The sequence below is a fragment of the Kaistia geumhonensis genome (assembly GCF_030815145.1).
In the GTDB taxonomy this organism is placed as follows: Bacteria; Pseudomonadota; Alphaproteobacteria; order Rhizobiales; family Kaistiaceae; genus Kaistia; species Kaistia geumhonensis.
The window spans coordinates 3,496,847-3,522,746 of record NZ_JAUSWJ010000001.1 but is presented as its reverse complement, the minus strand read 5'-3'; the positions used below and the strand labels follow the sequence as shown (position 1 = coordinate 3,522,746).

The 25,900-nt window shown below is 65.1% G+C and carries 24 protein-coding genes and 1 pseudogene; 16 read left to right on the top strand and 9 right to left on the bottom strand.

What is annotated here, in order from left to right; all coding sequences use genetic code 11:
• Positions 1 to 7: 7 nt before the first annotated feature.
• Both QO015_RS16645 and QO015_RS16640 read right to left on the bottom strand, forming a co-directional pair.
• The gene (locus QO015_RS16645; RefSeq protein WP_266282895.1) at positions 8 to 568 is read right to left on the bottom strand and encodes a hypothetical protein; all 561 of its coding nucleotides are present in this window, start codon (positions 566 to 568) and stop codon (positions 8 to 10) included.
• Between the two features lie 160 nt (positions 569 to 728).
• Positions 729 to 1,040 (bottom strand): winged helix-turn-helix transcriptional regulator, encoded by a 312-nt coding sequence (locus QO015_RS16640; protein WP_266283284.1) that lies wholly within the window; start codon positions 1,038 to 1,040, stop codon positions 729 to 731.
• Between the two features lie 207 nt (positions 1,041 to 1,247).
• On the opposite strand from QO015_RS16640, the gene QO015_RS16635 reads away from it, so the two are divergent.
• The 3 genes from QO015_RS16635 (at position 1,248) to QO015_RS16625 (ending at position 5,648) form a co-directional block, all read left to right on the top strand.
• Entirely contained in the window at positions 1,248 to 2,141 is an 894-nt protein-coding gene (locus tag QO015_RS16635; protein ID WP_266282897.1) for an NAD(P)H-binding protein, read from the top strand.
• Positions 2,142 to 2,340: 199 nt separating this feature from the next.
• Positions 2,341 to 2,859, top strand: coding sequence for a nucleoside kinase (locus QO015_RS16630; protein ID WP_266282898.1), 519 nt, complete (start codon positions 2,341 to 2,343; stop codon positions 2,857 to 2,859).
• Positions 2,860 to 3,476: 617 nt separating this feature from the next.
• Positions 3,477 to 5,648, top strand: coding sequence for a KAP family P-loop NTPase fold protein (locus tag QO015_RS16625; RefSeq protein WP_266282900.1), 2,172 nt, complete (start codon positions 3,477 to 3,479; stop codon positions 5,646 to 5,648).
• A gap of 15 nt (positions 5,649 to 5,663) precedes the next feature.
• On the opposite strand, the gene QO015_RS16620 is transcribed toward QO015_RS16625, so the two are convergent.
• The gene (locus tag QO015_RS16620; RefSeq protein ID WP_266282902.1) at positions 5,664 to 6,608 is read right to left on the bottom strand and encodes an AraC family transcriptional regulator; all 945 of its coding nucleotides are present in this window, start codon (positions 6,606 to 6,608) and stop codon (positions 5,664 to 5,666) included.
• A gap of 228 nt (positions 6,609 to 6,836) precedes the next feature.
• Between QO015_RS16620 and QO015_RS16615 the strand changes: the two genes are divergently transcribed.
• Positions 6,837 to 7,583, top strand: coding sequence for an SDR family oxidoreductase (locus tag QO015_RS16615; RefSeq protein ID WP_266282904.1), 747 nt, complete (start codon positions 6,837 to 6,839; stop codon positions 7,581 to 7,583).
• Positions 7,584 to 7,586: 3 nt separating this feature from the next.
• Here QO015_RS16615 and QO015_RS16610 read toward each other — a convergent pair whose 3' ends face one another.
• The gene (locus tag QO015_RS16610; protein ID WP_266282906.1) at positions 7,587 to 8,333 is read right to left on the bottom strand and encodes an SDR family NAD(P)-dependent oxidoreductase; all 747 of its coding nucleotides are present in this window, start codon (positions 8,331 to 8,333) and stop codon (positions 7,587 to 7,589) included.
• Positions 8,330 to 9,127, bottom strand: a complete 798-nt coding sequence (locus QO015_RS16605) for a 3-hydroxybutyrate dehydrogenase (RefSeq protein WP_266282907.1) — start codon at positions 9,125 to 9,127, stop codon at positions 8,330 to 8,332. Before QO015_RS16605 ends, QO015_RS16610 begins: the two co-directional genes overlap by 4 nt.
• A gap of 157 nt (positions 9,128 to 9,284) precedes the next feature.
• On the opposite strand from QO015_RS16605, the gene QO015_RS16600 reads away from it, so the two are divergent.
• From QO015_RS16600 to QO015_RS16580, 5 genes and pseudogenes are all read left to right on the top strand, one after another.
• On the top strand, positions 9,285 to 9,848 hold the full coding sequence (locus QO015_RS16600) for a Fur family transcriptional regulator (RefSeq protein ID WP_266282909.1): 564 nt from the start codon (positions 9,285 to 9,287) through the stop codon (positions 9,846 to 9,848).
• 40 nt (positions 9,849 to 9,888) lie between these two features.
• Positions 9,889 to 11,154, top strand: coding sequence for a flavodoxin-dependent (E)-4-hydroxy-3-methylbut-2-enyl-diphosphate synthase (ispG, locus tag QO015_RS16595; RefSeq protein WP_266282910.1), 1,266 nt, complete (start codon positions 9,889 to 9,891; stop codon positions 11,152 to 11,154).
• A 15-nt stretch (positions 11,155 to 11,169) separates the two neighbouring features.
• Entirely contained in the window at positions 11,170 to 11,736 is a 567-nt protein-coding gene (locus QO015_RS16590; RefSeq protein ID WP_266282911.1) for an AAA family ATPase, read from the top strand.
• A 41-nt stretch (positions 11,737 to 11,777) separates the two neighbouring features.
• Positions 11,778 to 12,011 (top strand): annotated as a pseudogene (gene ispG, locus QO015_RS16585) (flavodoxin-dependent (E)-4-hydroxy-3-methylbut-2-enyl-diphosphate synthase); the annotation flags it as partial.
• A gap of 179 nt (positions 12,012 to 12,190) precedes the next feature.
• A complete protein-coding gene (locus QO015_RS16580; protein ID WP_266282912.1) occupies positions 12,191 to 13,570 on the top strand; it encodes a hypothetical protein in 1,380 nt (459 codons plus the stop codon).
• A gap of 414 nt (positions 13,571 to 13,984) precedes the next feature.
• Here the strand turns inward: QO015_RS16580 and QO015_RS16575 are convergent, their stop codons facing one another.
• Positions 13,985 to 14,272: a GIY-YIG nuclease family protein gene (locus tag QO015_RS16575; RefSeq protein WP_266282914.1), complete on the bottom strand. Its 288-nt coding sequence runs from the start codon at positions 14,270 to 14,272 to the stop codon at positions 13,985 to 13,987.
• Between the two features lie 561 nt (positions 14,273 to 14,833).
• The gene (locus QO015_RS16570) at positions 14,834 to 15,523 is read right to left on the bottom strand and encodes a L,D-transpeptidase family protein (RefSeq protein WP_266282915.1); all 690 of its coding nucleotides are present in this window, start codon (positions 15,521 to 15,523) and stop codon (positions 14,834 to 14,836) included.
• A 669-nt stretch (positions 15,524 to 16,192) separates the two neighbouring features.
• On the opposite strand from QO015_RS16570, the gene QO015_RS16565 reads away from it, so the two are divergent.
• The 6 genes from QO015_RS16565 (at position 16,193) to irrA (ending at position 22,816) form a co-directional block, all read left to right on the top strand.
• On the top strand, positions 16,193 to 17,197 hold the full coding sequence (locus tag QO015_RS16565; RefSeq protein WP_266282916.1) for an aldo/keto reductase: 1,005 nt from the start codon (positions 16,193 to 16,195) through the stop codon (positions 17,195 to 17,197).
• Between the two features lie 185 nt (positions 17,198 to 17,382).
• Entirely contained in the window at positions 17,383 to 18,300 is a 918-nt protein-coding gene (locus QO015_RS16560) for a hypothetical protein (protein ID WP_266282918.1), read from the top strand.
• Positions 18,301 to 18,368: 68 nt separating this feature from the next.
• Positions 18,369 to 19,172, top strand: coding sequence for a phosphatase PAP2 family protein (locus QO015_RS16555; RefSeq protein WP_266282919.1), 804 nt, complete (start codon positions 18,369 to 18,371; stop codon positions 19,170 to 19,172).
• Positions 19,173 to 19,244: 72 nt separating this feature from the next.
• Positions 19,245 to 20,465, top strand: coding sequence for an argininosuccinate synthase (locus QO015_RS16550; RefSeq protein WP_266282921.1), 1,221 nt, complete (start codon positions 19,245 to 19,247; stop codon positions 20,463 to 20,465).
• Between the two features lie 125 nt (positions 20,466 to 20,590).
• On the top strand, positions 20,591 to 22,174 hold the full coding sequence (locus QO015_RS16545) for an alkaline phosphatase D family protein (protein ID WP_266282923.1): 1,584 nt from the start codon (positions 20,591 to 20,593) through the stop codon (positions 22,172 to 22,174).
• 192 nt (positions 22,175 to 22,366) lie between these two features.
• A complete protein-coding gene (irrA, locus tag QO015_RS16540; protein WP_266283286.1) occupies positions 22,367 to 22,816 on the top strand; it encodes an iron response transcriptional regulator IrrA in 450 nt (149 codons plus the stop codon).
• Between the two features lie 27 nt (positions 22,817 to 22,843).
• On the opposite strand, the gene QO015_RS16535 is transcribed toward irrA, so the two are convergent.
• Positions 22,844 to 23,434 carry an SH3 domain-containing protein gene (locus QO015_RS16535; RefSeq protein ID WP_266282925.1) on the bottom strand — a complete coding sequence of 197 codons (591 nt, stop codon included), beginning with the start codon at positions 23,432 to 23,434 and terminating at the stop codon, positions 22,844 to 22,846.
• 177 nt (positions 23,435 to 23,611) lie between these two features.
• On the opposite strand from QO015_RS16535, the gene QO015_RS16530 reads away from it, so the two are divergent.
• Complete coding sequence (locus tag QO015_RS16530) at positions 23,612 to 24,607, top strand: 2-hydroxyacid dehydrogenase (protein ID WP_266282926.1); 996 nt, start codon at positions 23,612 to 23,614, stop codon at positions 24,605 to 24,607.
• Between the two features lie 16 nt (positions 24,608 to 24,623).
• Here QO015_RS16530 and QO015_RS16525 read toward each other — a convergent pair whose 3' ends face one another.
• Complete coding sequence (locus QO015_RS16525) at positions 24,624 to 25,682, bottom strand: LacI family DNA-binding transcriptional regulator (RefSeq protein WP_266282927.1); 1,059 nt, start codon at positions 25,680 to 25,682, stop codon at positions 24,624 to 24,626.
• Positions 25,683 to 25,900 lie beyond the last annotated feature (218 nt).

Below are 25,900 nucleotides of genomic sequence, written 5' to 3'. Positions count from 1 at the left end.
GCCCTTCCTACTTCGCCTGCGACTTGGCTTGCGACCGGGCGATCGCGCGGCGGGCGATGCTGGCGGCGAAGAGCGGCGTCTCGCGGCGGTTGTGGTCGCCGCCGGCCTCCTGCCGGGCGGCCGCCGCCTGCTCGAAGCTCTGGCCATGCGCCGCGATGAAGTCCATGAACACGTCGGTCGGGTGCGACGTCACGCTGTTGGTATAGCGCGCGCGCCCGCCCTCGATGGCTTCGGCGGAAAGTTCCCAGATGACGTTCACCTGCGTGCGCCCGACCGGCGTGAACACGTCGGAGATCGAGTTCATCCGGCAGTAATGGGCCGTCGCTTCCTCGGCGATGTAGTGCTGGATGACCAGCCCGGTGCCGATCATCTCGACATTGATGACCATCGGACGGCCGTCGTCGGTCGTCGTGATGCCGGAGCCGATATGGTCGGGCGGGCAGCAGCGCAGATATTCGGCTTCCGGCAGGTGAAACAGCCACTCGGCAATATCGATGCTGGCGATCGGAGCGTCCATCTCGGCCGTATAGGCGGATTTCGAAAGAAGCTTGTCAGAAATGATTTTCACGGTCTTGCCTTTATTGGATTGGCGTTGTCGACATCGATGATCGATTTTCTGGACGCCGCCAGGGACGCCGACTGATCAATGATCGTAGGCAAGTTATTCGCAGCCGTGAGCGCGAGTGTATTTCGAGAAGCCACGAACGCGGCCGCGGCCGTCACGCCGCTTACGCCGCGCGCGTCGTGCCGTCCCGCCGCTGGACGATGAAGGCGACCTCGTCGGTGTGGGCGGTTCCCCATTCGCAGAGCGGCGCCAGCACCTCGGCGAGGCTCCGGCCGAACGCCGTCAGCTCGTATTCGACATGCGGCGGCACGGTCTGGAAATCGATGCGGCGCACGATGCCGTCCTCGGCGAGTTCCTTCAGATGCTGGATCAGCATCTTCTCGCTGACATTGGTCACCAGCCGGCGAAGCTCCCCCGTCCGCTTCGCGCCCGGGGCGAGATGATAGAGGATCAGCGGCTTCCACTTGCCGCCCATGATGTCGAGGACCGCCTCGAGGCCGCATCGGTAGGTCTTGCCGGGATAGGTCCTGCCGGTCACGACGATCTCCTCGTCTGGATACTTACAAAATAGTCGGTACTGGAGCGGAGGTTCGTTTCGTCCTAGCTGGAACGGGCGGCGATGTCGACCGGCAGGAGACGCGCCGGCGCGCACCGAGCGGACCACCCCCAGCGAAAGACCATCATGCCCCGCATCCTCGTCACCGGCGCCACCGGCAATATCGGCCGCCTGACCCTCCGCCATCTCCTGAAGCGCCGCCCGGCCGGCGATCTCGTCGGCCTCGCCCGCGATCCCGCGAAGGCGGCCGACCTCGCCGCCGCCGGCATCGAGATCCGCCGGGGCGACTATTTCGACCGCGAGGGGCTGGCGCGCGCCTTCGCGGGCATCGACACGCTGATGCTCGTCTCCGCCACGGCGTTCACCGACCGCGACACGCAGCATCGGAGCGCCGTCGAGGCGGCGGTCGCGGCGGGCGTCCGCCATGTCGTCGCCATGCCGATCATCCGCGAGCCGGGTTCGACCTTCGTGATGCCGCAGGTGACACGGGAGGATCGCTTCATGGAGGAGCGGCTCGAGGCCTCCGGCCTCGGCTGGACGCTCCTCGCCCACCCGCCCTTTCTGGACAGCATCGAGTTTTTTGTCGGCGGCGACGCGCTCGAAAGCGGCGTCCGTGTCCCGCCCGGCGCCGGCAAGGCGGGCTTCGCCGCGCGCGATGATCTCGCCGAGGCGCATGCGGTGGTGCTGGGCGAAATCGCGGACGGCGAGAGGCGCCATGACAGCCGGGCCTATGCGCTTTATGGCGACCCCGCCGTCTCCTTCGCCGACACCGCCGCCCTCCTCTCGACCCTCGCCGGCCGCGACGTGCCTTACGTCACCGTCCCGGACGCCGACTACATCGCGCGCCTCGTCGCCAAGGGCCTCCCGGAACCCGCCGCCGCCTTCGCCCTCGCCTGGGTGCAGGGCATCAATGAAGGCGCCTGGAACGGCGCCCCCGGCGACCTCGCAACCCTCCTCGGCCGCAAGCCGGTGAGCGCGGACACGTTCCTGCGGGCGCGGTTTGCGGGAAGCGAGCGCTGAGGCGGCGGCGGGAGGATCGCGCCGGCGACCCCGCCCTTGGCCCGCGACACCCTACCAGCTTCGTCATGGCCGGGCCCGACCCGGCCATCCACGTCTTGCCTGAGACCAGTCGCAAAGGAAGACATGGATGGCCGCCGCGACGAGAAGGCGGTAAGGGCGCTTGCGCGGCGGGCTGGCGCGCCGCAAGGGCAGGACTGCGATGGGCATCCGGAATTATCTGGTCGAAGGCGGCTCGGGCACCGGCAAGACCTCGGTCGCGACGGAGCTCGAACGGCGCGGCCATCACACCGTGCATGGCGACCGCGTGCTCGCCTGCCAGGGCGATCCCGAGACGGGCGCAAGGCTCGACCCAGGCCTGATCGCGGCGCATGGCAGCGATCCGGCCTTCGTCCACGACCATCACATCTGGGACGTCGCGCGCGTCGAAGCCCTCGTCGCCGACCGCACCCACGCCGCCACCTTCTTCTGCGGCGGCGCGCGCAACACCGGCCGCTTGATCCATCTCTTCGATGCCGTCTTCGTGCTCGAAATCGACCGCGCCACGCTGGAGCGCCGCCTCGAAGGGCGGGCGAATGAATGGGGCTCCGAGCCGGCCGAGCGCGCCCTGATCTTCCATCATCACGAGAGGCGCGAAAGCCGTCCCGAAGCCGCGATCCCCATCGACGCCACCGCTCCGCTCACAGCGGTCGTGGACGAAATCCTCCGCCGCTGCGGCTAGCGGATCGGCCGGCGCGCGCTGCCTCGCCATGCATCCCATCCGTCATGGCCGGGCTCGACCCGGCCATCCATGTCTTGCTTGGGGCGTGAAACACCCCTTCAGGCCGTCATGGCCGGGCCCGACCCGGCCATCCACGTCTTGCTTGGGCCGTGAAACACCCCTCAGCTCGTCATGGCCGGGCTCGACCCGGCCATCCACGTCTTGCTTGCGGACGATCGGACAAGAAAGACGTGGATGGCCGCGACAAGCGCGGCCATGACTGCGCGGTGGGCAGAAAGGTGATGCCCCGCCACCGCCTGTCTTGCAAGGGCGCCGGCCCGTCACCGCCTCTCCCTCAGGGAGAGGCCGCCGCGCCAAGCGCGTCGGGTGAGGGTCTTCGGCCACTCCGGATAGGCAGCAACCTGGAGCCAGTTCTCCGGCTGGCCGTCTGCCGCCACGCAACCAGAGGTGAAGACAGCGGCTACCGTCTGTGAAATTATGTACGAGACTTGGCAAGCCCTGACGTAGAGCAACCTTTCGAAAGGTTGATGCTCACAGGCTCCAGTGACAGACGCCGCGCTGTCGTGAAAGGTACAGCTAAAGGGCTAAATTGGTTTGCTGTTCAACGGAGTGATTCAATGTTCGATCAGTTGAGTGGAGATAAACCCCTTAACGGACCAGATAGTGATAGACTCGGTTTTAGGGCAGGAGCAGACGCCCTTGCTCGCTCCTTGCTCAACCAACGGGCCGTTGACGGCTTAGTTGTCGGCGTAGAGGGACCATGGGGATCTGGAAAGTCCAGCTTCTTAAACATGGTAGTCGCAATACTTCGCTCTGATATAAATTCATTTACATACGCTATCGAATATCGTCCATGGCTCATCGGCGATAGTAAAGACATGCTATTGTCTCTATTTGCCGATTTGGCAATTGCTGTCGACGCAATAGAAGCTATCGACGGCGATCCATCTAGCCAAAACCGTCGGCAAGTCGGAGATACTGCAACGCAAATCACTCGGTTTGCTCGACGTCTTGGCGGTGTTGGCATGCTAGCAAGAGCGGCGGGAGTGCTAGTACCGGGCGCCGCAATTGCAGGTGACATACTTCAAGCACTAGCAGCGACTTCAAATGACTGGCTCAGTGATCGTTCTCTACTCGGTGAGAAGAACGATATCCGTAAGCGATTGTCGAAATTGAAGAAACGGATAGTCGTTGTAATTGACGACGTTGACAGGCTTGAGCCAATTGAGATACTAGAGGTATTTCGACTAATTCGTTCTGTCGCCGACTTTCCGAACGTAATTTACATATTGGGATACGACGCAGATATTGTCAAGAAATCGATCGGAAGTGTCATACAACTGGACAGTGGCCAACAATATCTTGAAAAGATAGTCCAAGTCAGTATAAATGTCCCAAAGCCCGAGCCCCTTGATCTACGATTTTGGTTTCGATCGGAAATAGAGGCCTTACTACCCGCCCCAATAGATGATCTCACTCAAATATCTAACTTCGATTCGATCATCGATTTTGAGGTTGGTCGCTACCTAAAGACTCCACGACAGGTCGTAAGATGCCTCGACAGCATCAGAATTTTTTGGGATCTATTGATTTATAAAGTAGACATTGTTGATCTCGTTTGGATTAATGTAATAAAGGCCGGCAATATAGATCTTTATAACTGGATAGAACGGTACATTTCAATTGTATCGGTGTACGCTACCGGACAGTATTTAGTAGACGAAGGCGACAAAGCTGAATTGATCAATAGATTGCAACTCGCTCTATCAGTCGAAGGCGGACAAGCCGATGCAGTAGCGGATCGTCTAGTCGAATTTCTATTGGGAATAGAAGATAATATCATCGGCGGAACCACAAAACTAGATATCTTTGCCGATTTCTCACGAGAGACACTATATAATTTTATACGAGCCAAGAGGCTCTCAAGCCCAGATCACTACCGGCTGTATTTCGCGCTTGACCAGCCAAAAAACTCTCCGACAAACGATGACTACGCAGCCTTAATTGAAGCTGCAGCAGATTCAAGCGAACGTGTGGAGTCTATACTTATAGAATGGCTTCAAATACGACTCTCAACAGGGATTAGCAAGGCCGAGATTATAATAGCACGACTATCGGACAGCTATACTAATTCGAGCTTCCACATATCCGAGTCCATTCTCTTTGCTATGAGCAATAATCTGGACTTGACTAGCAATATGAATATGGATGAGCCAAATATATGGTCGGAGGGGCGACGGCTGACGAAGCGCATAATAGGGGGACTTGGCCATGAGCGGGAAGAGACTCTGAAGCGTTTGTTCCAAGGTCGTGCGATTGAATGGCTGACGACAATACTGCGCAGCGATCTATTCGCGCATGGCAGGGTCGATCAGAGGCCGAGGAGTTCCGAAACGCTGCTAGAACCGCATGAACTAGATATGGTCTCGCGCTTGATGATCGATCGATACCGAAGAATGGATCTCGCTAGCTGGCGCAATCTAAAACGTCCCCTTAATGGTCTATTTGCCTGGCTTCAAGCGGGGGACCCTGACGAACCTAAAGCATTCCTCAAAACGGCGAGCCGCACCGACGATGGTTTTGTAGCCGTCCTCGAATTATTATCGTCTAGAGTTTTTACGGCAAAAGGATCTCGACCAACCCTCCAACGGACAACTCTATCTCATCTGCTAGACTACGATCTATGCCGCGATCGTATCCAAGCGCTTGCCATGAGTTCTACAAGTCCAGAGCTTCAAACGAAGGCCGGCGAACTGCTTGAGATGTTCGAACGCGGCGAGCGGAGTTGAGTAGAGTGCCTCCCCCTACCCCTCCTTCCCAAACCGCACCGGGCTCACCCCCACCACCCGCGTGAACGCCGTCGTGAACGCGCTTGCCGAGCCATAGCCGACGCGCGCGGCGATTTCCGCGACGCCGGCCGCCTCCCGGCGAAGCAGGTTCTTCGCCAGCGCCATGCGCCAGGCGAGGAGATATTCCATCGGCGCGAGGCCGAGGGTGCGGGTGAAGCGGTCGAAGAAGGCGGAGCGCGAGAGCGCGGCTTCGCGGGCGAGCGCGGCGACGCTCCAGGGTTCGGCGGGGCGCTCGTGCAGCGCGCGCAGCACCGGCGCGAGGCGCGGATCGGCGAGGCCGCGCAACAGGCCGGGCGGCGCGTTCGGGCCTGACGAGTCGCGCAGCGCCTCGACGAGCAGCACCTCCATCAGCCGTTCGAGCACCACCTCGCGCGCCGGGCGCTTCTTGCGCGCCTCGTCATTGACCAGCGCCACGAGGGCCCCGAGCCGTTCCTCGCCGGTGACATGGATGATTTCCGGCAGCAGCGAGACGAGCAGCGCCGCATCGGGCGAGGCGAAGTCGAAATGGCCGACGAGGAGGCGGGCATTCGGCGGCGCGTCCGGATCGCCATGGCGCATCTCGCCGTCGAGGCAGTGCACCGCGTCGGCGCCGAGCGGCGGCCCGGAGGCATCGAGACTGGCGACCGCGAAGCCGCAGACGGCCGGGATCAGCACGAAATCGCCGCGCGTCAGCTCCAGCGGCGCCTGCCGCTCCGCCGTCAGCCGCACGGCGCCGTCCATGACCACGGCATAGAAGGGCTGGCAGCTCGCCGGCCGCTCGACCCGCCAGGCGCCGGCCCCGCTCACCAGCTTGCCGAGCGGTGCGCGCGGCTGCAGCAGCCGCACGACATCGCCAAGAACGTCGCCAGGCTCAACATCACCAGACGCGACGTCGCCAGACGCGGCGTCGCCGGCAGCCACATCACGCGCGGCCTCGTCGCCGGCTTGCGCAGGACGGGGCGAGCCGGCGCCACCGTCCGCCCCGGCTTTGCGCCTGTCGCTCGATTTCGGGTGGCTCGCCGCTCCGCCGTCCATGCCTGCTCCAAGCAAAACCGGACTCTCGATCATGAAAGCCGGATTTCTGATGATAGGGAGTCCGGCCCTCCCCGTCTAGGCTGCGGCCATCCTCTCCAACCCCTGGAGCCACCCATGAAGACCGCTCTCGTCACCGGCTGCTCGTCCGGCTTCGGCCTCGCCATCGCGCGCGATTTCCTGGAGCGCGGCTGGCGCGTCGTCGCCACCATGCGGAGGCCGAAGGAAGGCCTCCTCCCCGCCTCCGACCGTCTCACGCTGCTGGAGCTCGACGTGACCGATGCGGCGAGCATCGCCCGCGCCGTCGCGGCGGCCGGGCCGGTCGACGTTCTCGTCAACAATGCCGGCATCGGCCTTTTGAACGCGCTGGAGGCGACGCCGGTCGAGACGGCGCGGGCGCTGTTCGAGACCAATGTTCTCGGCCTCGTCGCGATGACGCAGGCGGTCGTGCCCGCCATGCGCGAGCGCGGCGCCGGCATCATCGTCAATATCGGCTCCAGCGTGACGCTGAAGCCGCTGCCGCTGCTCTCGGTCTATACGGCCAGCAAGCATGCGGTGAACGGCTTCTCCGCCGTGCTGGCGGAGGAACTCGCGTCCTTCGGCATCCGCGTCGTGACCGTGCTGCCCGGCCGCGCGCCGGCGACCCGCTTCGGCGAGAATGCGAGGGCGCTGCTGCCGGCCGAGAGCCCCTTCCCCGCGCCCTATGCGCCGCTCGTCGCCGCCTTCATGGCGGGCTTCTCCGACGCGGATGCGCCCTCGACCCGCGAGGAGGATGTCGTCGCGGCCGTCCGCCGGGCGGTGGAGGATCCCGAAGCGCCGCTCCTCATCCCGGCCGGCGCCGATGCCGTGGCGCTCGCCGGCTGACGCTCAGCCCATCACGTCGCCGCCGGAGACGTTCAGCGTCGCGCCGATGAAATAGCTGGCCTCGTCGGAGGCGAGCAGCAGCGCGGCGCCGGTGATCTCGTCGACACGGCCGAAGCGACCGATGGGCAGCGCCCCGGCGACGCGCGCCTTGATGTCGGGCGGCACGCCGGCGCTCATCGGCGTCTCGATGATGCCGGGCGCGATCGCGTTGACCGTCACCCCCTCGCGCGCCACTTCGAGCGCGAGCGCGCGGGTGAAGCCGATCAGCCCGGCCTTGGAGGCGACGTAATGGGCGAGCAGCGGCGCGCCCTTCAGCGCCAGCTGCGAGGCGATGTTGATGATCCGCCCATGGCCGCGCGCCCGCATGCCCGGCAAGACGGCCTGCGTCGCCAGGAACGCGCCGCGCAGGTTGACGCCCATCACGCGGTCCCATTCGCCCGCCGTCATCTCGGCGATCGGCGTATCGCGCAGCACGCCGGCATTGTTGACGAGGATATCGACGGGACCGAGCGCGCTGTCTGCCGCCGCGAAGGCGGAAGCGACCGAGGCCTCGTCGGCGATGTCGCAGGCAAACGCCGCCGCGCGGCCGCCCGCCGCCGCGATCTCGCCCGCCACCCGCTCGGCGCCCGCTTCGTCTCGGTCGAGCACGGCGAGCGCCGCGCCCGCGGCGGCGAAGCGCAGCGCGATGCCGCGGCCGATCCCGCTCGCCGCGCCCGTGACGGCGGCGACGCGTCCTGAAAGGCTGGTCATGCCGCGGTCCAGCCGCCGTCGATCACCTGCAGCGCGCCGGTGATGTTGCGGGCGCCGTCGGTGGTGAGGTAGAGCGCGAGCCCGGCGATCTCCTCGACGGTGACGAACTGGCGCGTCGGCTGCGCGGCGAGCAGCACGTCGCGCTTCACCTGTTCCTCGGTCATGCCGCGCGCCTTCATGGTGGCGGGGATCTGCTTCTCGACGAGCGGCGTCCAGACATAGCCGGGCGAGATGGCGTTGACCGTGATGCCGCTTTCGGCGACCTCGAGCGCCACCGTCTTGGTGAGCCCGGCGATGCCGTGCTTCGCCGCGACATAGGCCGCCTTGTAGGGCGAGGCAACCAGCGCATGCGCCGAGGCGGTCGAGATGATGCGGCCCCAGCGCTTCGCCTTCATGCCGGGGATGACGAGCCGCATGGCGTGGAAGGCGGCCGAGAGGTTGAGCGCGATCACGAGGTCCCACTTGTCGGTCGGAAACTCGTGCACCGGCGCGACATGCTGGATGCCGGCATTGTTGACGAGCACGTCGACGGCGCCGAAGGCCTCGACGGCGTCGGCGACCATGGTCTCGATCTCGTCGACGCGGGTGAGATCGGCGGCGCTGTAGCGGACCTCGACGCCGTGCTCGGCCGCGATGCCGGCGCGCAGCGTCTCGATCGCCGGCGCATCGCCGAAGCCGTTCAGCACGACATTGGCGCCGGCCGCCGCGAAGGCGCGGGCGATGCCGAGCCCGATCCCCGAGGTGGAGCCGGTGACGAGCGCGGTCTTGCCGGCGAGATGGCGGTCGTTCGGCATGAGAAGAGGCTCCCGCGTGAAGAAGAGGGGTGAGAAGCGCCGCGCCCGCGACTATATTCCGGGCGAGACGGGCGCGCCGAGGCGGCCTCGCTCATGGTAGAACGCGGCGCCGCGGCATGGGAAGACGACCCGCGCGCGGCATTTGAGGCGGAACGCGATGGACGAGGCCGGGCTGACCAGCGAGGCAGGGACGCCGCAACAGGCGCCACACGAGCATGGCGAGCACGACCATGACAGCTGCGAGCGCGGCGCCATCGCCCATGCCGAGGCGGTGTCGGCGGCGACGGGCCTGCGCTTCACGGAGCAGCGGCGCAAGGTGCTGGCCGCGCTCGCCGAGAGCCATGTGCCCGCCAGCGCCTATGAGGTGATCGACCGCCTCGCCCGCGACGGCCCGCGCCCGGCGCCGGTCAGCGTCTATCGCGCGCTGGAATTCCTCGTCGAGAACGGCTTCGCCCACCGCATCGAGAGCCGCAACGCCTATATCGCCTGCACGCGCGGCCAGGCCGGCCACGATCACGCGCACGAGCATGCCGCCCATTCGAGCGCGCATGACGGGCCGACGGTGTTCCTGCTCTGCGAGGGCTGCGGCGCGGCGGCGGAGGCCTCCTCGCCCGCGCTCGCCGGTGCGCTCGCCGCCATCGCGGACAGCGCCTCCTTCGCCCCGCGCGCCCCCGTCATCGAGATCCGCGGCCTCTGCGCCCGCTGCCGGCAGGGCGCGTGATGCCGGTCCGCTCCACCTTCTTCTCCCCCATGAGGCCGTCATGAACCTCGCCGCCCCGATCACCGCCTTCCGCGTCGCCGATATTCCGGACGGCCCCGCCGCGCGGCGGCCGAGCGTCGGCGTTGCGGTCGGCAAGGTGGTGATCGGCGGCCAGGCGCCGGTCGCCGTGCAGTCGATGACCAACACCGACACCGCCGATATCGAGGCGACGGTGAAGCAGGTGGCGAGCCTCGCGCTCGCCGGCTCGGAGCTGGTGCGCATCACGGTCGACCGCGACGAGGCCGCCGCCGCCGTGCCGCATATCAAGGAGCGCCTCCTCGCGCGCCGCATCGACGTGCCGCTGATCGGCGACTTCCACTATATCGGCCACAAGCTGCTGACCGATCATCCGGCCTGCGCCGAGGCGCTCGACAAATACCGCATCAATCCCGGCAATGTCGGCTTCGGCGAGAAGCGCGACCGCCAGTTCGGCACGCTGATCGAGCTCGCGATCCGTTATGGCAAGCCGGTGCGCATCGGCGTCAACTGGGGCTCGCTCGACCAGGATTTGCTCACCCGCCTCATGGACGCCAATGCCGCGTCGAGCCCGCCGCTGACGGCCAATGCCGTGATGCGCGAGGCGATCGTGCAGTCGGCGATCCTCTCGGCCGAGAAGGCGGAGGAGATCGGCCTTGCCCGCGAGAAGATCATCCTCTCGGCCAAGGTCTCGGGCGTGCAGGATCTCATCGCCGTCTATCGCGATCTCGCGCGCCGCTCCAACCATGCGCTGCATCTCGGCCTCACCGAGGCCGGCATGGGCACCAAGGGCATCGTCGCCTCCTCGGCCGCGATGGGCATGCTCCTGCAGGAGGGCATCGGCGACACGATCCGCGTCTCGCTGACGCCGGAGCCGAATGGCGACCGCACACGCGAGGTCCAGGTGGCGCAGGAACTGCTGCAGACCATGGGCTTCCGCGCCTTCCTCCCCGTCGTCGCCGCCTGCCCCGGCTGCGGCCGCACGACCTCCACCGTCTTCCAGGAGCTCGCCAAGACCATCGAGGAGGACCTCCGCAAAGCGATGCCCGAATGGCGCGCCCGCTATCCCGGCGTCGAGGCGCTGAAGGTCGCGGTCATGGGCTGCATCGTCAACGGCCCCGGCGAATCCAAGCACGCCGATATCGGCATCTCATTGCCGGGAACGGGCGAGACGCCCACGGCGCCGGTCTTCATCGACGGCAAGAAGGCGGCGACGCTGCGCGGCCCGGGGATCGCGGAGGAGTTCCGGCGGATGGTCGGGGCTTATGTGGAGCAGCGGTTCGGCGTCTGACGCGCGGAGCGCGCCATGATGCGCATCGCCGTCAGCGGAACGCATGACACCGGCAAGTCCACGCTGATCGAGGATTTCGTCGCCGCCTTTCCCGACTTCGAGGCCGTGTCCGAGCCGTACTGGACGCTTGTGGAACGGGGCGTCGCCTTCGCGGCCAGGCCAGTGATCGCCGATTTCGAGGCGCAGCTCGGCGAGAGCTGCCGCCTGATCCTCGACGAGGCGCATGGCGAAAATGTCGTTTTCGATCGCTGCCCGCTCGATTTCCTTGCCTATCTCGATGTCATCGGCGCCGGCGAAGGCTTCGAATGGCTGCCGCAAGGCAAGCTGCTCGCGCGCATCAGCCGCGCGCTGGCCAGCCTCGACCGCATCGTCTTCATCCCGCTCGTCCAGCCCGACGAGATCGCGAGCCCCATCGAACTCGCAACGCTCCGCCGCCGCGTCGACGCGCGAATGAAGAGCATGATCCGCGACGACGATCTCGGTCTGTTATCCGGACGAACGCGCGTGATCGAGGTGACGGGCACGCGGCCGGGGCGGCTGGAGACCCTGACATCGGCGCTGGGCTTGGCCTCGCAACCTTGAAGGCGCCGAGCGGCCGGTAGCATGGGGCTATACCGGAAGGGCGCGTCCGCTATCCCGGCGTCGAGGCGCTGAAGGTCGCGGTCATGGGCTGCATCGTCAACGGCCCCGGCGAATCCAGGCACGCCGACATCGGCATCTCCCTCCCCGGCACCGGCGAAACCCCGACCGCCCCAGTCTTCATTGACGGCAAGAAAACCGCGACGCTGCGTCGTCCGAGGATCCCGGAGGAGTTCCGGCGGATGGTGGCGGAGTATGTGGAGGGGCGGTGGGGGTGAGTAGCCAATTCAAGCTTTAGCTGCTGTCAAAGCGCTGCCCCCAAGGCTTGCCGGATAGCGCTGTCTAGCGAACACTTGGTCGCCTATCTTCACAAATAACGGCCATCGCGCGGCTCCGACAGTGGCATAAGCGAAATCGTGGCGCTACACTCTTGTTATAGATGGCCAAGGTGCTACGAATGTCATCCGAGCCCAATTCGACATTACAGCCCCCCGACGAATTGAACTCCCGCAATTTAGAGGCGGCGTTCGAGAAGGACTATCCGAGGCCGATTAAAATCGACATAAGCTTCTTCTCGTATAAGAATCGTAAATCTACACTATTAATCGGAAATGTACTTCCAGAAAACAACATGAAAGCTAGGCGAGCTTGGCTCGACTTTGATTTCAATGAAGTAATATATGTTACGGAAATAAGGATATTTGCCACTGAGTACGAACCGTATCACAGAATGGAGCTGAGTTATGTTCCCTATCTGGACAATGACAACGAAGTTAAATTAACGGAGACATTTCTGGACGGTTCTTTTACGTTCAAGATTAATGACTTTACGAAGGGGTTTGGCCTGCGCCCCACTGAGCCCCTAATTAGGTCAGCTGAGTTGTTGAAAATAGACGTAAGAGGCGTAGAGAGACACCTGATCTCGGATATTGTCAGATTTGTGGACAATATTGATTTCGAGAAGAATTCGGCTTTAGCGCAATTTAGTTCCTATCAGGAGAAAGCCAAGGTCGCTTACGATCAAGTGCAGGAGCACCAACGCCAACTTGATCGCATCGATCAGCACATTGAATCAAGCAAGAATTCGTTGCTAGAGCTTGAAGAAAAAATAGAGTCTGCTTCATTTAGCTACAAGAAAAGTCAGGAAGAAATTGAGGTAGCAAAGACTGTAATTAATGAACAGTCAGCCAGACTTGAAAATCTGACGCAATCTATTGATAAGACCTCTCAAGAAAGGAGAATTCTTACCGAACAGATCGTTGACGCAGAGCGCCAATTGAGCGAGCTGAAATCAAATATAAATCTATTTCCAACAGATCTAAATGGATATGTTCGCCAAGGAGCGCGCAATGTTCGATTGTACGCCGCATTGGCTGTAATACCGTTGCTCGTTATAGTAGGAGTCACTCTACGTCTTTTCAGCAATTCGGAGAGATTGCTCGACACTGTTTCGCAGCTTCAAGGGATAAGTATATTTGATTTTCTATTATCTCGCGCCCCATATGTATCTGTCTCCATAACGATACTTGGTATATGTTATGCTATGATAAAGTACATATTATATGAGATAATTGCAATCAATAGACGGCGACAAGAGCTATATAAGATCAGCATCATATCTCAAGACGTTTCTTACGCGTCTCAGGACGACCTTGATCTGACGACTGAAGAAAAATATGACCTTCGCACTCAGACCAAGATGGAACTCCTGAAAGAGCACTTGCGACAGAATGTAGGAGACGAGTATATATACGCCCCTCGACGTACTTTTCTTGAGCATCTCAGAAAGTTCCCGCGAAAAGCCGGAGACGCTGTGCAGCCCGACAATGTTCAGTAGCCGCGCCTTTTACCCTGCAATGTCGGGCAACGCTCGACGGGCAGCTTGGAAGAAGCTGTGCGTACTTCAGAGCCGGATCTTGCCCGCCGTCATGGCCGCACTTGTTGCGGCCATCCACGTCTTGCTTGCGGAGTCTGACGCGTAGAAAAGGAAGACGTGGATGGCCGGGTCAAGCCCGGCCATGACGGGCTGAGATGCCAGAGCGTGGCTGACGCCGTTGACAAAGCCCCAAGCGCCGTCAGAGCCCTTCCTTCCCCTCCGCGTCATGGCCGCACTTGTTGCGGCCATCCACGTCTTGCTTGCGCCGCTACACGAAGCAGGGTGAGGCGTGGATGACCGGGACGAGCCCCGCAATGACGGCTGCTGCGGCGGCGCCCCAGTGGTCGCCGTAGGAGCCGCACGCAGACCGCCGCTCTACCCGTTCAGCACTTCATACAGATCATCCCAGTCCGGGTTCATCTGGTGAATAAGGCGGACCTTCCAGGCGCGCGGCCAGTGCTTCATGGTGCGCTCCCGCTGGATGGCGGATCGGATGTCGTCGTGCCATTCCGCCCAGACGAGCCGCGCGATGCCGTAGCGCTTGGTGAAGCCCTCGAGGATGCCCTCGCGATGCTCGAAGGCGCGGCGCGCGATGTTGTTGGTGACGCCGAGATAGAGCGTCCCATCCTTGCGGTTCGACATGAGATAGACGTAGCCGCCCATGCCTCAGCGGAGCGCAAGATACGGCTTGTTGCAAGCGGAGGTTGGCTGGTTCGGTGCGATCGGCCCTCGAAGCAAGACGTGGATGGCCGGGTCAAGCCCGGCCATGACGGGCGTTGGGGCGGTGCGAGAACGCAACGCTGAGGAAAGCAACTCCCTTTCCGACCCCGAACATCCCCTCCGCGCGTCATGGCCGCACTTGTTGCGGCCATCCACGTCTTGCTCTGGTTGCTTCGGGATTTCGCGGGCGACCGGGTCGAGCCCGGCCAAGGCGGTAGAAAGTGAGCCGCTCGCCGTCCGCCAAGCGGCAGCCCCGACACACGCCGCCTCCTTCCCCCTTGCGCGGAGGGAAGAGGGGCACGTCCCCGGCGGCAGAAGTTCGGCGCGTTTCCCGATTAGCGCCGGGCGTCGATGCCGTGCCGCAGCCTACGCTCTCCCACCTCGTGGGGAGAGATGGAGAGGGGGGTATGCCTGGCGTGGATCGACGGCGCCCACAGCCCGCACCTTCAACCCGCCCTCGCGGGCCAGTCAGCGAGCCCCGAAACGCAAGGAGAGAAACGCCCCTCAGCTCGGCAGCATCACGACCTTCGTGCCGACCGGGGTCTTGTTGTAAAGGTCGATCATGTCCTGGCTGAGCAGGCCCGTGCAGCCGGAGGTGACGCCCTTGCCGATCGAGTCCGGATGGATGGTCGCGTAGATCGTGTAGAGCGTGTAGACGCCGTCCTGGTAGAGATAGAGCGTGCGCGCGCCGAGCGGGTTGCCGAGGCCGCCGGGCATGCCCTTGGCGTATTTCGCCGCTTCCGGCTGGCGGGCGATCATCTCCTTGGGCGGCGTCCAGGTCGCCCATTCGCCCTTGCGGCCGACATAGACGTCGCCGTTCCAGCGGAAGCCGTCGCGGCCGACATTGGCGCCGTAGCGCGTCGCCAGCCCGCCCTCCTCGACCCGGTAGACATAGTAGTTCTTGGGGTCGATGATGATCGTGCCCGGCGCTTCCTTGGTGTCGTATTTCACCGTGCGGCGGAAATATTTCGGGTTCACCTTGGAAAGGTTCACCGCCGGGATCGGGAACTTCTCGGTCGGCACCGGGCCATAGACGCGCTCCGCCTCGGCCATGCTCATGCCGCCCGTGACGCAGCCGGAAAGGGCCAGCGCGCTGATGCCGGCGCCCGCGCCGACGAGGAAGGAGCGGCGGCTGAGCCCGCCTGCGGCGGCCTTCGGCATGGCGCCGGCGGCGATGCGGTCACTGGTCATCATGAGCGTCGTCTTTCTTCGTCAGCCGGCCGGCGCGATCACGCTGCCCGAATACGTTTCCCGGCACGTCCCCTTCCCCATCGGGCGAGATTGCGGCGGCCTTGCGGCGGAGGCAAGTCTTCACCCCCCGGAGAGGAGTCCGGGCGCTGCGGCGGATCGCCGGGGGGAGGCGAAAAATAACAATCCCCGCTTGTCCGGGCGCGCCTATACTTCCCCCGTCCCCGCCCACCGAAGAGGGCGAACCGGTCGTTCCGTTCGCGGGCGGGGATGCGAGGGCCTTCCCTTCCGCGTGTCACGAGCGCGGGGCGGAAGGCGGCCAAGCCTGAGGCGCCGGCCCCGTCGAGGCGGGACAGCGACGGCGCGCGATCGCGAGATGGCGCGCGGGATTCGTCGCCGGGCGACCGAAAGCAACCGTAAACACCCACGGTCCCTCGGGAACAGGCCGTCCAACTTTCGGGCGCGGGGCGCCGGCCGCCGGATCGGGCGGTACGGGCAACCCCACCACTCATTCTCTCCCGCCGGCGCGCCGCCCGTGCGCCGGCAGGCCGAGCCGCCCCGCGCGCCTCTCTGCCGCTCGCTGCCCACGCAGCCGCCGCGCTTGACCCCGCCTGCTCCGACGCCTACTGTCCGATTGAACCGTTTCAATCATGACGACAGGCGAGGAGAATTCCCATGCAATATGCACGTCTCGGCCGGACGGGCCTCGAGGTTTCGCGGCTCTGCCTCGGCACCATGACCTTCGGCCGCGAGGCTGACGAGGCCGGCAGCCATGCGATGCTCGATCGCTTCGTCGCGGCCGGCGGCAATTTCATCGATACCGCCGATGTCTATACCGCCGGCGTCTCGGAGACGATCATCGGCACCTGGCTGGTGAATCAGAATCGCGACGATGTCGTGCTCGCCACCAAGGTCCGCTTCGGCACGCGCGCCGGCGCCAACCAGCGCGGCCTCGGCCGCAAGCACATCATGGCCGAATGCGACGCCAGCCTGAAGCGGTTGCAGGCCGACTATATCGACCTCTACCAGGTGCATATGTGGGATTTCGAGACGCCGATCGAGGAGACGATTTCCGCGCTCGACGATCTCGTGAAGGCCGGCAAGGTGCGCTATCTCGGCCTCTCCAATTTCGCCGCCTGGCAGATCATGAAGGCGGTCGGCCTGCAGCGCGCCGGCGGCCTCGCGCCCTTCGTCTCGATCCAGCCGCTCTACAATCTGCTCGACCGCGAGCTCGAATGGGACATCGTGCCGCTCGCCGTCTCGGAGGGGCTCGGCATCATGCCGTGGAGCCCGCTGCGCGGCGGGTGGCTGTCGGGCAAGTTCAAGCGCGGCATGACCAAGCCGCTCGAAGGCTCGCGCATCGAGAAGGCGGAGGCCGAGGGCTGGTCGGAGAACTGGACCGACTATGACAACGAGCGAACCTGGGCGACGCTGGATGCGCTGCACGCGGTCGCCGGGGAGACGGGCAAGCCGCCGGCCGGCATCGCCATCGCCTGGCTGCTCGCCAAGGAGGGCGTGACGTCGCCGATCCTCGGCGCACGCTCGGTCGAGCAGCTCGAGGCGACGCTGGCGGCGAGCGACATCGCGCTCACATCCGAGCAGATGGAGAAGCTCGACGGCGCGAGCGCCATGCGCCTCCCCTACCCGCATTCGTTCCACGCGCAGCAGCGCCGCCGCTGAGCTCGGACATATCGGGCGGCGCGCTCCCCGGCGGCGCCGCCCGATATGGTCAAAATTTGCCATTGTCGCGAATCGAGGACGCATGCGAGCCTCAAGTCATTGGTCGCGCTTGCTGATTTGCAGCCGCGTGGCCAGCGTCCCGCTCCGAGCGGCGGGACCGATATGGGGCAAGACGGGGACTAATCATGCGGATGAGGATTGCGATTCCGGCTCTCGCCGGAACGATGGCGGCTGGCCTTTCGGGCCTGACGGCCGCAACGGCGGCGGATCTCACGATCACCCCGCCGGCTCCGGTGGAGGCCGCGGCGCCGGCCCAGCTGATGCCGAACGAGGCTTTCTTCGGCGGCCTTGGCCTCGGCCTCGGCTTCCTGTCGGTCACCGACCAGAGCCTCTATGCGCAGGGCGTGTCGCATATGTATGAGGGCGGCGTCCCCTATGCCTATGGCGCGGCGGGCGGCACCACCTATCCGCCGTCCGGCTCGGACACGACCCTCTCGGGCTTCGCGCAGCTCGGCTATTATCACCAGTTCCAGGGTACGGACTGGCTCTGGGGTGCGAAGCTCTCATATGCCTATCTCGGCGCCTCCAGCGAGGCCGATGGTGTCGCGGTGCCGCAGAACGGGCGCTATTACGGCACGACGGACGGCACGGTCAGCGGCCATGTCGTGGTCGGGTCCTACGAGACCGAGCTCAACCAGCAGTTCGCGCTGATGCCGTTCATCGGCCGCTCGTTCGGCCGCGGCTTCATCTATGGCGGCGGCGGCCCCTCGCTCTCCCAGACGACGACCAATCTCAACAACATGGTCGGGCTGGCGCGGATGAGCGGCAAGACCTACGACATGACGGGTCCGTCGGACGATTTTTCCAGTTCCGATTGGGTCTGGGGCGCGTCGCTGACGCTGGGCGGCACCTACTTCCTGACGCGCGACTGGTTCATCGATGCGAGCTATGCCGTGAACTTCACGGAGGGCGCTAGCGGCGACTTCTCGGCCCCCTTCGTCCGCAACGCCTATGGCTGGCAGGAGACGGGCATCCTCAGCGGCGATTTCTCGAACACGATCACGACGCAGACGCTGTCGATCTCGATCAACCGCGCCTTCTGATCCGGGCCGGCGCCTTGCCTTCGCCATCAGGGACGGCTAGCCGTCTTCGGCGGTGACGAGGGCGGACGATGGCGGATGAGAGGGTGAGCGGCGAGGATAGCGGGCGGCGCGGTCTGGGGGCGCCGGCCGGTGAGCCGCTCCTGTGGGTCGCCCTCTATCTCCTGGCCTGCTCGGCCGTGTTCATCGCCTTCCCGGCGATCGACACGGCCGTTGCCGGCTGGTTTCATGATGCCAGCGGATTCCCGGCGACGAAGCTCGCCTCGCTGATGGCGCTGCGCCGCCTCGGCGACCAGCTCGTGATCCTGGTGCTCGTCGTGCTCGCGGCGAGCCTCGTCGGCAAGCTCGTCTGGCCGGCGCGGCCAATGGCGATCCGCCCGCGCTCGACGCTCTTCCTGCTGGCGAGCCTCGCGCTCGGGCCAGGCCTCGTCGTCAACGCGATCTTCAAGAGCTGGTCGGGCCGGCCGCGCCCGATCCAGACCGACCTCTTCGGCGGCGACTGGAGCTTCGTGCCGGCCTGGCACTTCGACGGCGCCTGCATCTCGAACTGCTCCTTCGTCTCCGGCGAGGCATCGACGGCGATCTGGCTGCTGGCGCCGGTGCTGCTGCTGCCGGCCTCGCTGCGGCTTCCGGTCGGCATCCCGGTCGCGCTGGTCGGCCTCGCCCTGTCGCTGAACCGCCTCGCCTTCGGCGGGCATTACCTCTCCGACGTGATGCTGTCCTGGGGCATGACCGCGGGCGTGGTGCTCATCCTCTACCGCGTGATGGTGAGGGGGCCGCTCGGCGACCGGCTCGATGCCGCCGTGGAGACGGGTCTCGGCCGGGCGGGGCTGAAGCTGCGCCGCCTGCTGCGCGGAACGCTGGCACGGCTCTGAGGCGCGGTTGCCGCGGCAAGGGCGTGCGTCTATAACGCCGGGCCAGCGGAAACCTTGCGGAACAGCCCTTCCATGTCCGACATCAAGAAGATCGTGCTCTCCTATTCCGGCGGGCTCGACACCTCGATCATCCTCAAATGGCTGCAGCAGCAGTATCAGGCCGAGATCATCACCTTCACGGCCGATCTCGGACAGGGCGAGGAACTCGAGCCGGCCCGCAAGAAGGCCGAGATGATGGGCGTCAAGCAGATCTATATCGATGATCTGCGCGAGGAATTCGTGCGCGACTTCGTGTTCCCGATGTTCCGCGCCAATGCGCTCTACGAGGGCACTTATCTGCTCGGCACCTCGATCGCCCGGCCGCTGATCGCCAAGCGCCTCGTCGAGATCGCGCATGAGACCGGTGCCGACGCCATCGCCCATGGCGCGACCGGCAAGGGCAACGACCAGGTGCGCTTCGAGCTCACCGTGGCGGCGCTCGATCCCAAGCTCGAGGTGATCGCGCCCTGGCGCATCTGGGACTTCAAGTCGCGCACGGACCTCATCGATTTCGCCGAGAAGAACCAGATCCCGGTCGCCAAGGACAAGCGCGGCGAGGCGCCGTTCTCCGTCGATGCCAACCTCCTGCACTCCTCCTCGGAAGGAAAGGTGCTCGAGAACCCCGCCGAGGAGCCGCCGCCCTACGTCTTCATGCGCACGGTTGCGCCCGAGGATGCGCCCGACAAGGCCACCTATGTCGAGATCGGCTTCGAGAAGGGCGACCCGGTCTCGATCGATGGCAAGGCGCTGTCGCCGGCCGAACTGCTGACGGCGCTGAACGAGCTCGGCCGCGACAACGGCATCGGCCGTCTCGACCTCGTCGAGAACCGCTTCGTCGGCATGAAGTCGCGCGGCGTCTACGAAACGCCCGGCGGCACGATCCTCCTCGCCGCGCACCGCGCGATGGAGAGCCTGACGCTCGACCGCGAGGCGGCCCATCTCAAGGATTCGATCATGCCCCGCTATGCGGAGCTGATCTATTACGGCTTCTGGTTCGCTCCCGAGCGCCTGATGCTGCAGGCCCTCATCGACAAGAGCCAGGAGCATGTCGAGGGCACGGTCCGGCTGAAGCTCTACAAGGGCAATGTCATCGTCGTCGGCCGCTCGTCGCCGAAGTCGCTCTATTCGGATGCGCTGGTCACCTTCGAGGACGATCGCGGCGCCTATGACCAGAAGGACGCGGCCGGCTTCATCCGCCTCAACGCGCTCCGCCTCCGCACCCTCGCCGCCCGCGACCGCCTGGCCAAGGACTGAGTGAAGCCGGCGCCGCGGCCCCGCCGCGGCGTCATCGAAGCGTTACACGCCCTTGAAGGGGGTGTCATTCGCGCCGGCTAGGCTGGAGGTGTTCCAGCCTCTCCCCCGCGAACAAGGACACCCCCATGGCCATCCGCCTCACTGAAAACCGTCTGTCGCGCCGAGCATTCCTGCGCTCGACGGCGGCGACCGGCCTCGTCGCCGCCTCCGGCCTCGCCCTCCCGGGCATCAGCCGCGCCGCCGACCGCCCGGTCGTCACGCATGGCGTCCAGTCCGGTGACGTGAGCGAAGGCCGCGCCGTGCTGTGGTCGCGCACCGATCGTCCGGCGCGCGCGGTGTTCGAGTGGTCGACCACCGAAAGCTTCGCCGATCCGCGCCGCCTGCCGACGCTGACCGCGCTGCCCGAGAACGACTACACGGTGAAGATCCTCGCCGAGGACCTGCCCGCCGGCGAGGAGATCTTCTACCGCGTCCGCTTCGCCGATCTCGCCGACCCGAACATCACCGCCGATCCCGTCACCGGCCATTTGCGCACAGCGCCGGCCGGCCGCCGCGACATCTCCTTCGTCTGGTCGGGCGATACCGTGGGTCAGGGCTGGGGCATCAACCCGGACGCCGGTGGCATGAAGGGCTATGCCACCATGCTGAAGCACGACCCGGACTTCTTCATCCACTCCGGCGACAACGTCTATGCCGACGGCGTGATCAAGGCCGAGGTCGGCCTGCCCGACGGCACCAAGTGGAAGAACATCGTCACGCCGGAAAAGTCGAAGGTCGCCGAGACGCTCGACGAGTTCCGCGGCCAGTACAAATACAACTTCATGGACGACAATGTCCGCGCCCTCTACGAGGCCGTGCCGGTGCTGACGCAATGGGACGACCACGAGGTCACCAATAACTGGTCGGATTCCAAGCAGCTCGGCGCCGCCTACACCGAGAAGAACATCCACGTCCTCGCCGCCCGTGCCGCCAAGGCCTTCCACGAGTGGATGCCGATCGCGACGACGATGGCGGAGCCGCAGCGCGTCTACCGCAAGATCGCCTACGGTCCGATGCTCGACGTGTTCATGATCGACATGCGCACCTATCGCGGCCCCAACGGCGACAATCTCGAGACGGCCGAGGGCGGCGTCGCCGCGTTCCTGGGGGCGGAGCAGCTCGCCTGGCTGAAGCAGGCGCTGCTCGATTCCAAGGCGACCTGGAAGGTGATCGCCGCCGACATGCCGCTGTCGCTCGTCGTTTGGGACCAGTTCGTCGACAACAAGGGCAAGGGCTTCGAGGCCGTCTCGAACAACAATGCCGGCGCCCCGCTCGGCCGCGAACTCGAATTCGCCGACCTGCTGCGCTTCATCAAGGCGGCCGGTATCAAGAACACCGTCTGGCTGACGGCCGACGTGCATTATACGGCAGCGCACTACTACGACCCGAGCAAGGCGAAGTTCCAGGATTTCGAGCCGTTCTGGGAATTCGTGTCCGGCCCGATCCATGCCGGCACCTTCGGCCCGGGCGAACTCGACATGACCTTCGGCCCGGAAGCGAAATATGTGAAGGCGCCGCCGGCCGGTCAGGTCAACCTGTCTCCCGCCTCCGGCCTGCAGTTCTTCGGCCACGTGAAGATCGCGGCAGACACCGGCGTCATGACCGTGACGCTCTACGACACCGCCGACACGGCGCTCTGGTCGACGGACATCCAGCCCGCCAAGGCTTGACGCGGCAAGACTCGATCGCACCGCATCTCGGCATCAGAATGGGGGTCGGCGTCGCCAGCGCCGGCCCTTCTTTCATCGTTATGCGCAACCGTTGCAAAACCTTCCCGAGAAAGTTAGGTTAGCGTCATCGCGGTGGCCGGCCATGGGCAGGGCCGCCGGTTCTCGGACTTGTGCAGGCGGAACGGTTCCTTGATGCGGATTGATCTGGCGAAGCGGGGCGCGCGCGCCGACCGGAAATCATCGGAAGTGCGGGCGATCCTGCGCGGGGCTGGCCTCCGGCCGACGCGCCAGCGCGTGGCGCTGGCCGAGATCCTGTTCAGCGACGGCAATCGCCACATCTCGGCCGAGGGACTGCACGAGGAGGCGATGACGCACCGCGTGCCGGTATCGCTCGCCACCGTCTACAACACGCTGCACCAGTTCACGGAAGCGGGCCTGTTGCGCGAGGTCGCGGTCGACGGGTCGAAGACCTATTTCGACACCAACACCGACGACCACCATCACTTCTTCATCGAGGGCGAGAACCGGATCGTCGATATCCCGGTGTCCGGCCTTCGGGTCGAGGACCTGCCGGAGCCGATCCCCGGCATGGAGATCGCGCGCGTCGACATCATCGTCCGCCTGCGTCGCGCCGCCGACTGAGCCGGCGACGCATCTTTCTTCTCTTTCTCAGTCGAAGCTCTCGTCGGGATAGACGCCCCAGAGCCGGTCCTGCCGGATCCAGCCCTTGAATCGGCTGTCGGAAAGCTGGCACCAGCCGGAGTCGCATTCGCTGACCTTGGCGACGACCTTCGGCTGCAGATAGGCCGTGATCGCAGCGGTATCGTCCGGGCTTGAGCGGATCGGCAGCGGATCGCCCTTCTGCCACGGCGCCACGACGGCCGTGCGCTTCATGGCGAGCAGGCTGTGGAAGACCCACCCCTCTGTTCCGTCCGAATCGCGGATGCGCCGCCAGTTGTCGAACTCCTGGACGACTTCCACCGGCAGGCCGGAGCGTGTGAACACCCAGGCTATGCGGTAGTCCTGGCCGGGGCCGACGCGCACATTGACGCGCGCCGCCTTCAGCGACACGAAGCGCGGCAGCGGCAGTCCGCTCGGCCCGAGCTTCGGCGCCGCGCCGGCGGCGCCCTGCGCCATCGCCGGTTCGACGCCCTGCCCCGAGGAAAGCACGAGGGCCGCCGCAACGAGCAGCAGCTTCGCCAGATTCGCCCCCGCGCATGCCGGGCGCCGAACGAGAGAGGTGAGCGTGTTGCGTTTCATGTCGATGCTCGTCCGCAGACGGGCGGGAAGCCCGATCATCACACGGCCGGTGCCGCGCCGGACTTGTCGTCCGGCCGCGTCGGGTAGAAGCTTCGCTTGAAGATCAGCCGCGCCCGGCCACCCGATCGGACTGTGCCCGGTCCGTGGTTAACGCGGCCTCAATGGGAAGGGCGAGCTATGAAGAAGAGGCCGCATGTCGTCGTGACGCGCCGCCTGCCGGATGCGATCGAGACCCGCATGCGGGAGCTGTTCGAGACCGAGCTCAACATCGACGACGTGCCGATGTCGCCGGACGCGCTCGCCGCGGCGATGCAGCGCGCCGAGGTGCTGGTGCCGACGGTGACCGACCGGATCGACGCGGCGCTCATCGCAGCCGCGGGACCGCAGCTGAAGCTGATCGCGAGCTTTTCGAACGGCTTCGACCATATCGATGTCGAGGCGGCGCTGAAGCGCGGCATCGCGGTCACCAACACGCCCGGCGTGCTGACCGAAGACACCGCCGACATGACCATGGCGCTGATCCTCGCCGTGCCGCGCCGGCTGGTCGAGGGAGCGCGGGTGCTCTCGGCCGATCGCGACTGGGCCGGCTGGACGCCGACCTGGATGCTGGGTCGCCGCGTGACCGGCAAGCGGCTCGGCATCGTCGGCATGGGCCGGATCGGCCAGGCGGTCGCCCGCCGCGCCAGGGCCTTCGGCGTCTCGATCCACTATCATAACCGCCACCGCGTCGCGCCGCAGGTCGAGGAAGCGCTGGAGGCGACCTGGTGGGACAGTCTCGACCAGATGTTGGCCCGGATGGACATCATCTCGATCAACTGCCCGCGCACGCCCGGCACCTATCACCTGCTCTCCGAGCGGCGGTTGAAGCTGATGCGGCCGGAAGCCTATCTCGTGAACACCGCGCGTGGCGAGATCGTCGACGAGGCAGCGCTGATCAAGCTCATCGCCTCCGGCGCGATCGCCGGCGCCGGCCTCGACGTCTACGAGAACGAGCCGATGATCAATCCGAAGCTGCTCCGCCTCGCCGAGGCTGGCAAGGTGGTGCTGCTCCCGCATATGGGCTCGGCGACGATCGAAGGGCGAATCGAGATGGGCGAAAAGGTGCTGATCAACATCCGCGCCTTCTTCGACGGTCACAAGCCGCCGGATCGCGTCCTGCCCTCGATGCTCTGACAGCGCGGCGGCCGTCTCAGGCGGCGGGCGGCGGCGCTGTGGAACCGCGGATCGTCAGGGAGACATCGAGGCGGAGATGGCGAGGCTCGCCGGCATCCTCGAAGATCGACTGCACAGCCATACGGCCGATCTCCGCGATCGGCTGCGCCATGGTGGTGAGCGGGGGATTGGACAGGAGCCCTTCAGGCACACCGTCGAAGCCGGCGACGGAGACGGTTCCCGGCACCGCGATGCCACGCGCCGCCAGCCATTCGAGCGCGAAGAGCGCGATCCGGTCCGACATGCAGAGCAGCGCCGTCGGCGGCTCTGGAGAGGCGAATAGCGATGCAAGCGCCGCGTCGACGCTGATCCGGTCGTTCTCGGTCTCGTAAACGGGGACGCCCGCCGCGGCGATGCCACGCTCGGCCAGCCCGGCACGATAACCCTCGATTCTATACCTTGAGTTGTGATAGATTGCAGACGCTATTTCCGCGTCGGTGACGAGACCGGTTCGTCCGTCGACGAGTTGCAGCGAGAGAATCGCCAGGCGGCGATGGCCAAGATCGGCAACATGGCCGGCGATGGCGGCGGCCCCGGCGCGGTCGTCGATCCCCACCATCGAGACGGAGGCATCCTCATGTTCGAGGCCGAGCGCGACGAAAGGCAACTTTCGATCCCGCGTCAGCTCGACGAGGCGGTTGCCGCCCTCGACGCAGAACAGCACGAAGCCATCGACGATCGCGCTCTGGATGTTCCAGGCGAGCTTCTCTTCATTGGCGGCCGACACCAGCGAGATGCCGGCACCCTGCATGTCGCAGGCGCTGGCGATTCCGGCCATCAGCACGCGCGCGAACGGATCCTCGAAGAAATAGGACAGCGGCTCGGCCGTGGCGACGCCGATCGCATTGACCTTGCCGGCGCGCAGCAGCCGGCCCTTGGGGTCCGGACCGGCATAGCCGAGCTCGCGCGCGGCCGCCTCGACGCGCTCGCGCACCTCTTTGCGGACGATGTCCGGGCGGTTGAACACATTGGATGCCGTACCCTGCGACACACCAGCCGCCTTGGCGACATCCGACAGTCTGACGATCCGCGTCACCCGCACCCTCCATGTCGCCGCATTGTAGAACCAACAACGCCCGCGGCGAAACAGGCAAGCACCGCCCTCCCCGCGGAACAGCGCTTCATCCCCGACATCGAGACGGGCTCACATATCAAGTCTCTTGGATCGATTCAAATTCCACTTGACGACCTGCCCAGCTCATCCTAGATTTGAACCGGTTCAATCGTATTGCGGCATCTACTTGAATCGATACA

Bases quoted from the DNA above. Each gene is read 5' to 3' on its own strand.
- QO015_RS16530 (WP_266282926.1), top strand. From the start codon at position 23,612: ATGAAGAAGAGGCCGCATGTCGTCGTGACGCGCCGCCTGCCGGATGCG.
- QO015_RS16590 (WP_266282911.1), top strand. From the start codon at position 11,170: ATGATGCGCATCGCCGTCAGCGGAACGCATGACACCGGCAAGTCCACG.
- QO015_RS16535 (WP_266282925.1), bottom strand. From the start codon at position 23,434: ATGAAACGCAACACGCTCACCTCTCTCGTTCGGCGCCCGGCATGCGCG.
- QO015_RS16580 (WP_266282912.1), top strand. From the start codon at position 12,191: ATGTCATCCGAGCCCAATTCGACATTACAGCCCCCCGACGAATTGAAC.
- QO015_RS16575 (WP_266282914.1), bottom strand. From the start codon at position 14,272: ATGGGCGGCTACGTCTATCTCATGTCGAACCGCAAGGATGGGACGCTC.
- QO015_RS16555 (WP_266282919.1), top strand. From the start codon at position 18,369: ATGGCGGATGAGAGGGTGAGCGGCGAGGATAGCGGGCGGCGCGGTCTG.
- QO015_RS16550 (WP_266282921.1), top strand. From the start codon at position 19,245: ATGTCCGACATCAAGAAGATCGTGCTCTCCTATTCCGGCGGGCTCGAC.
- QO015_RS16635 (WP_266282897.1), top strand. From the start codon at position 1,248: ATGCCCCGCATCCTCGTCACCGGCGCCACCGGCAATATCGGCCGCCTG.
- QO015_RS16565 (WP_266282916.1), top strand. From the start codon at position 16,193: ATGCAATATGCACGTCTCGGCCGGACGGGCCTCGAGGTTTCGCGGCTC.
- QO015_RS16605 (WP_266282907.1), bottom strand. From the start codon at position 9,127: ATGCCGAACGACCGCCATCTCGCCGGCAAGACCGCGCTCGTCACCGGC.
- QO015_RS16630 (WP_266282898.1), top strand. From the start codon at position 2,341: ATGGGCATCCGGAATTATCTGGTCGAAGGCGGCTCGGGCACCGGCAAG.
- irrA (WP_266283286.1), top strand. From the start codon at position 22,367: ATGCGGATTGATCTGGCGAAGCGGGGCGCGCGCGCCGACCGGAAATCA.
- QO015_RS16625 (WP_266282900.1), top strand. From the start codon at position 3,477: ATGTTCGATCAGTTGAGTGGAGATAAACCCCTTAACGGACCAGATAGT.
- QO015_RS16600 (WP_266282909.1), top strand. From the start codon at position 9,285: ATGGACGAGGCCGGGCTGACCAGCGAGGCAGGGACGCCGCAACAGGCG.
- QO015_RS16560 (WP_266282918.1), top strand. From the start codon at position 17,383: ATGCGGATGAGGATTGCGATTCCGGCTCTCGCCGGAACGATGGCGGCT.
- ispG (WP_266282910.1), top strand. From the start codon at position 9,889: ATGAACCTCGCCGCCCCGATCACCGCCTTCCGCGTCGCCGATATTCCG.
- QO015_RS16640 (WP_266283284.1), bottom strand. From the start codon at position 1,040: ATGGGCGGCAAGTGGAAGCCGCTGATCCTCTATCATCTCGCCCCGGGC.
- QO015_RS16570 (WP_266282915.1), bottom strand. From the start codon at position 15,523: ATGATGACCAGTGACCGCATCGCCGCCGGCGCCATGCCGAAGGCCGCC.
- QO015_RS16545 (WP_266282923.1), top strand. From the start codon at position 20,591: ATGGCCATCCGCCTCACTGAAAACCGTCTGTCGCGCCGAGCATTCCTG.
- QO015_RS16615 (WP_266282904.1), top strand. From the start codon at position 6,837: ATGAAGACCGCTCTCGTCACCGGCTGCTCGTCCGGCTTCGGCCTCGCC.
- QO015_RS16610 (WP_266282906.1), bottom strand. From the start codon at position 8,333: ATGACCAGCCTTTCAGGACGCGTCGCCGCCGTCACGGGCGCGGCGAGC.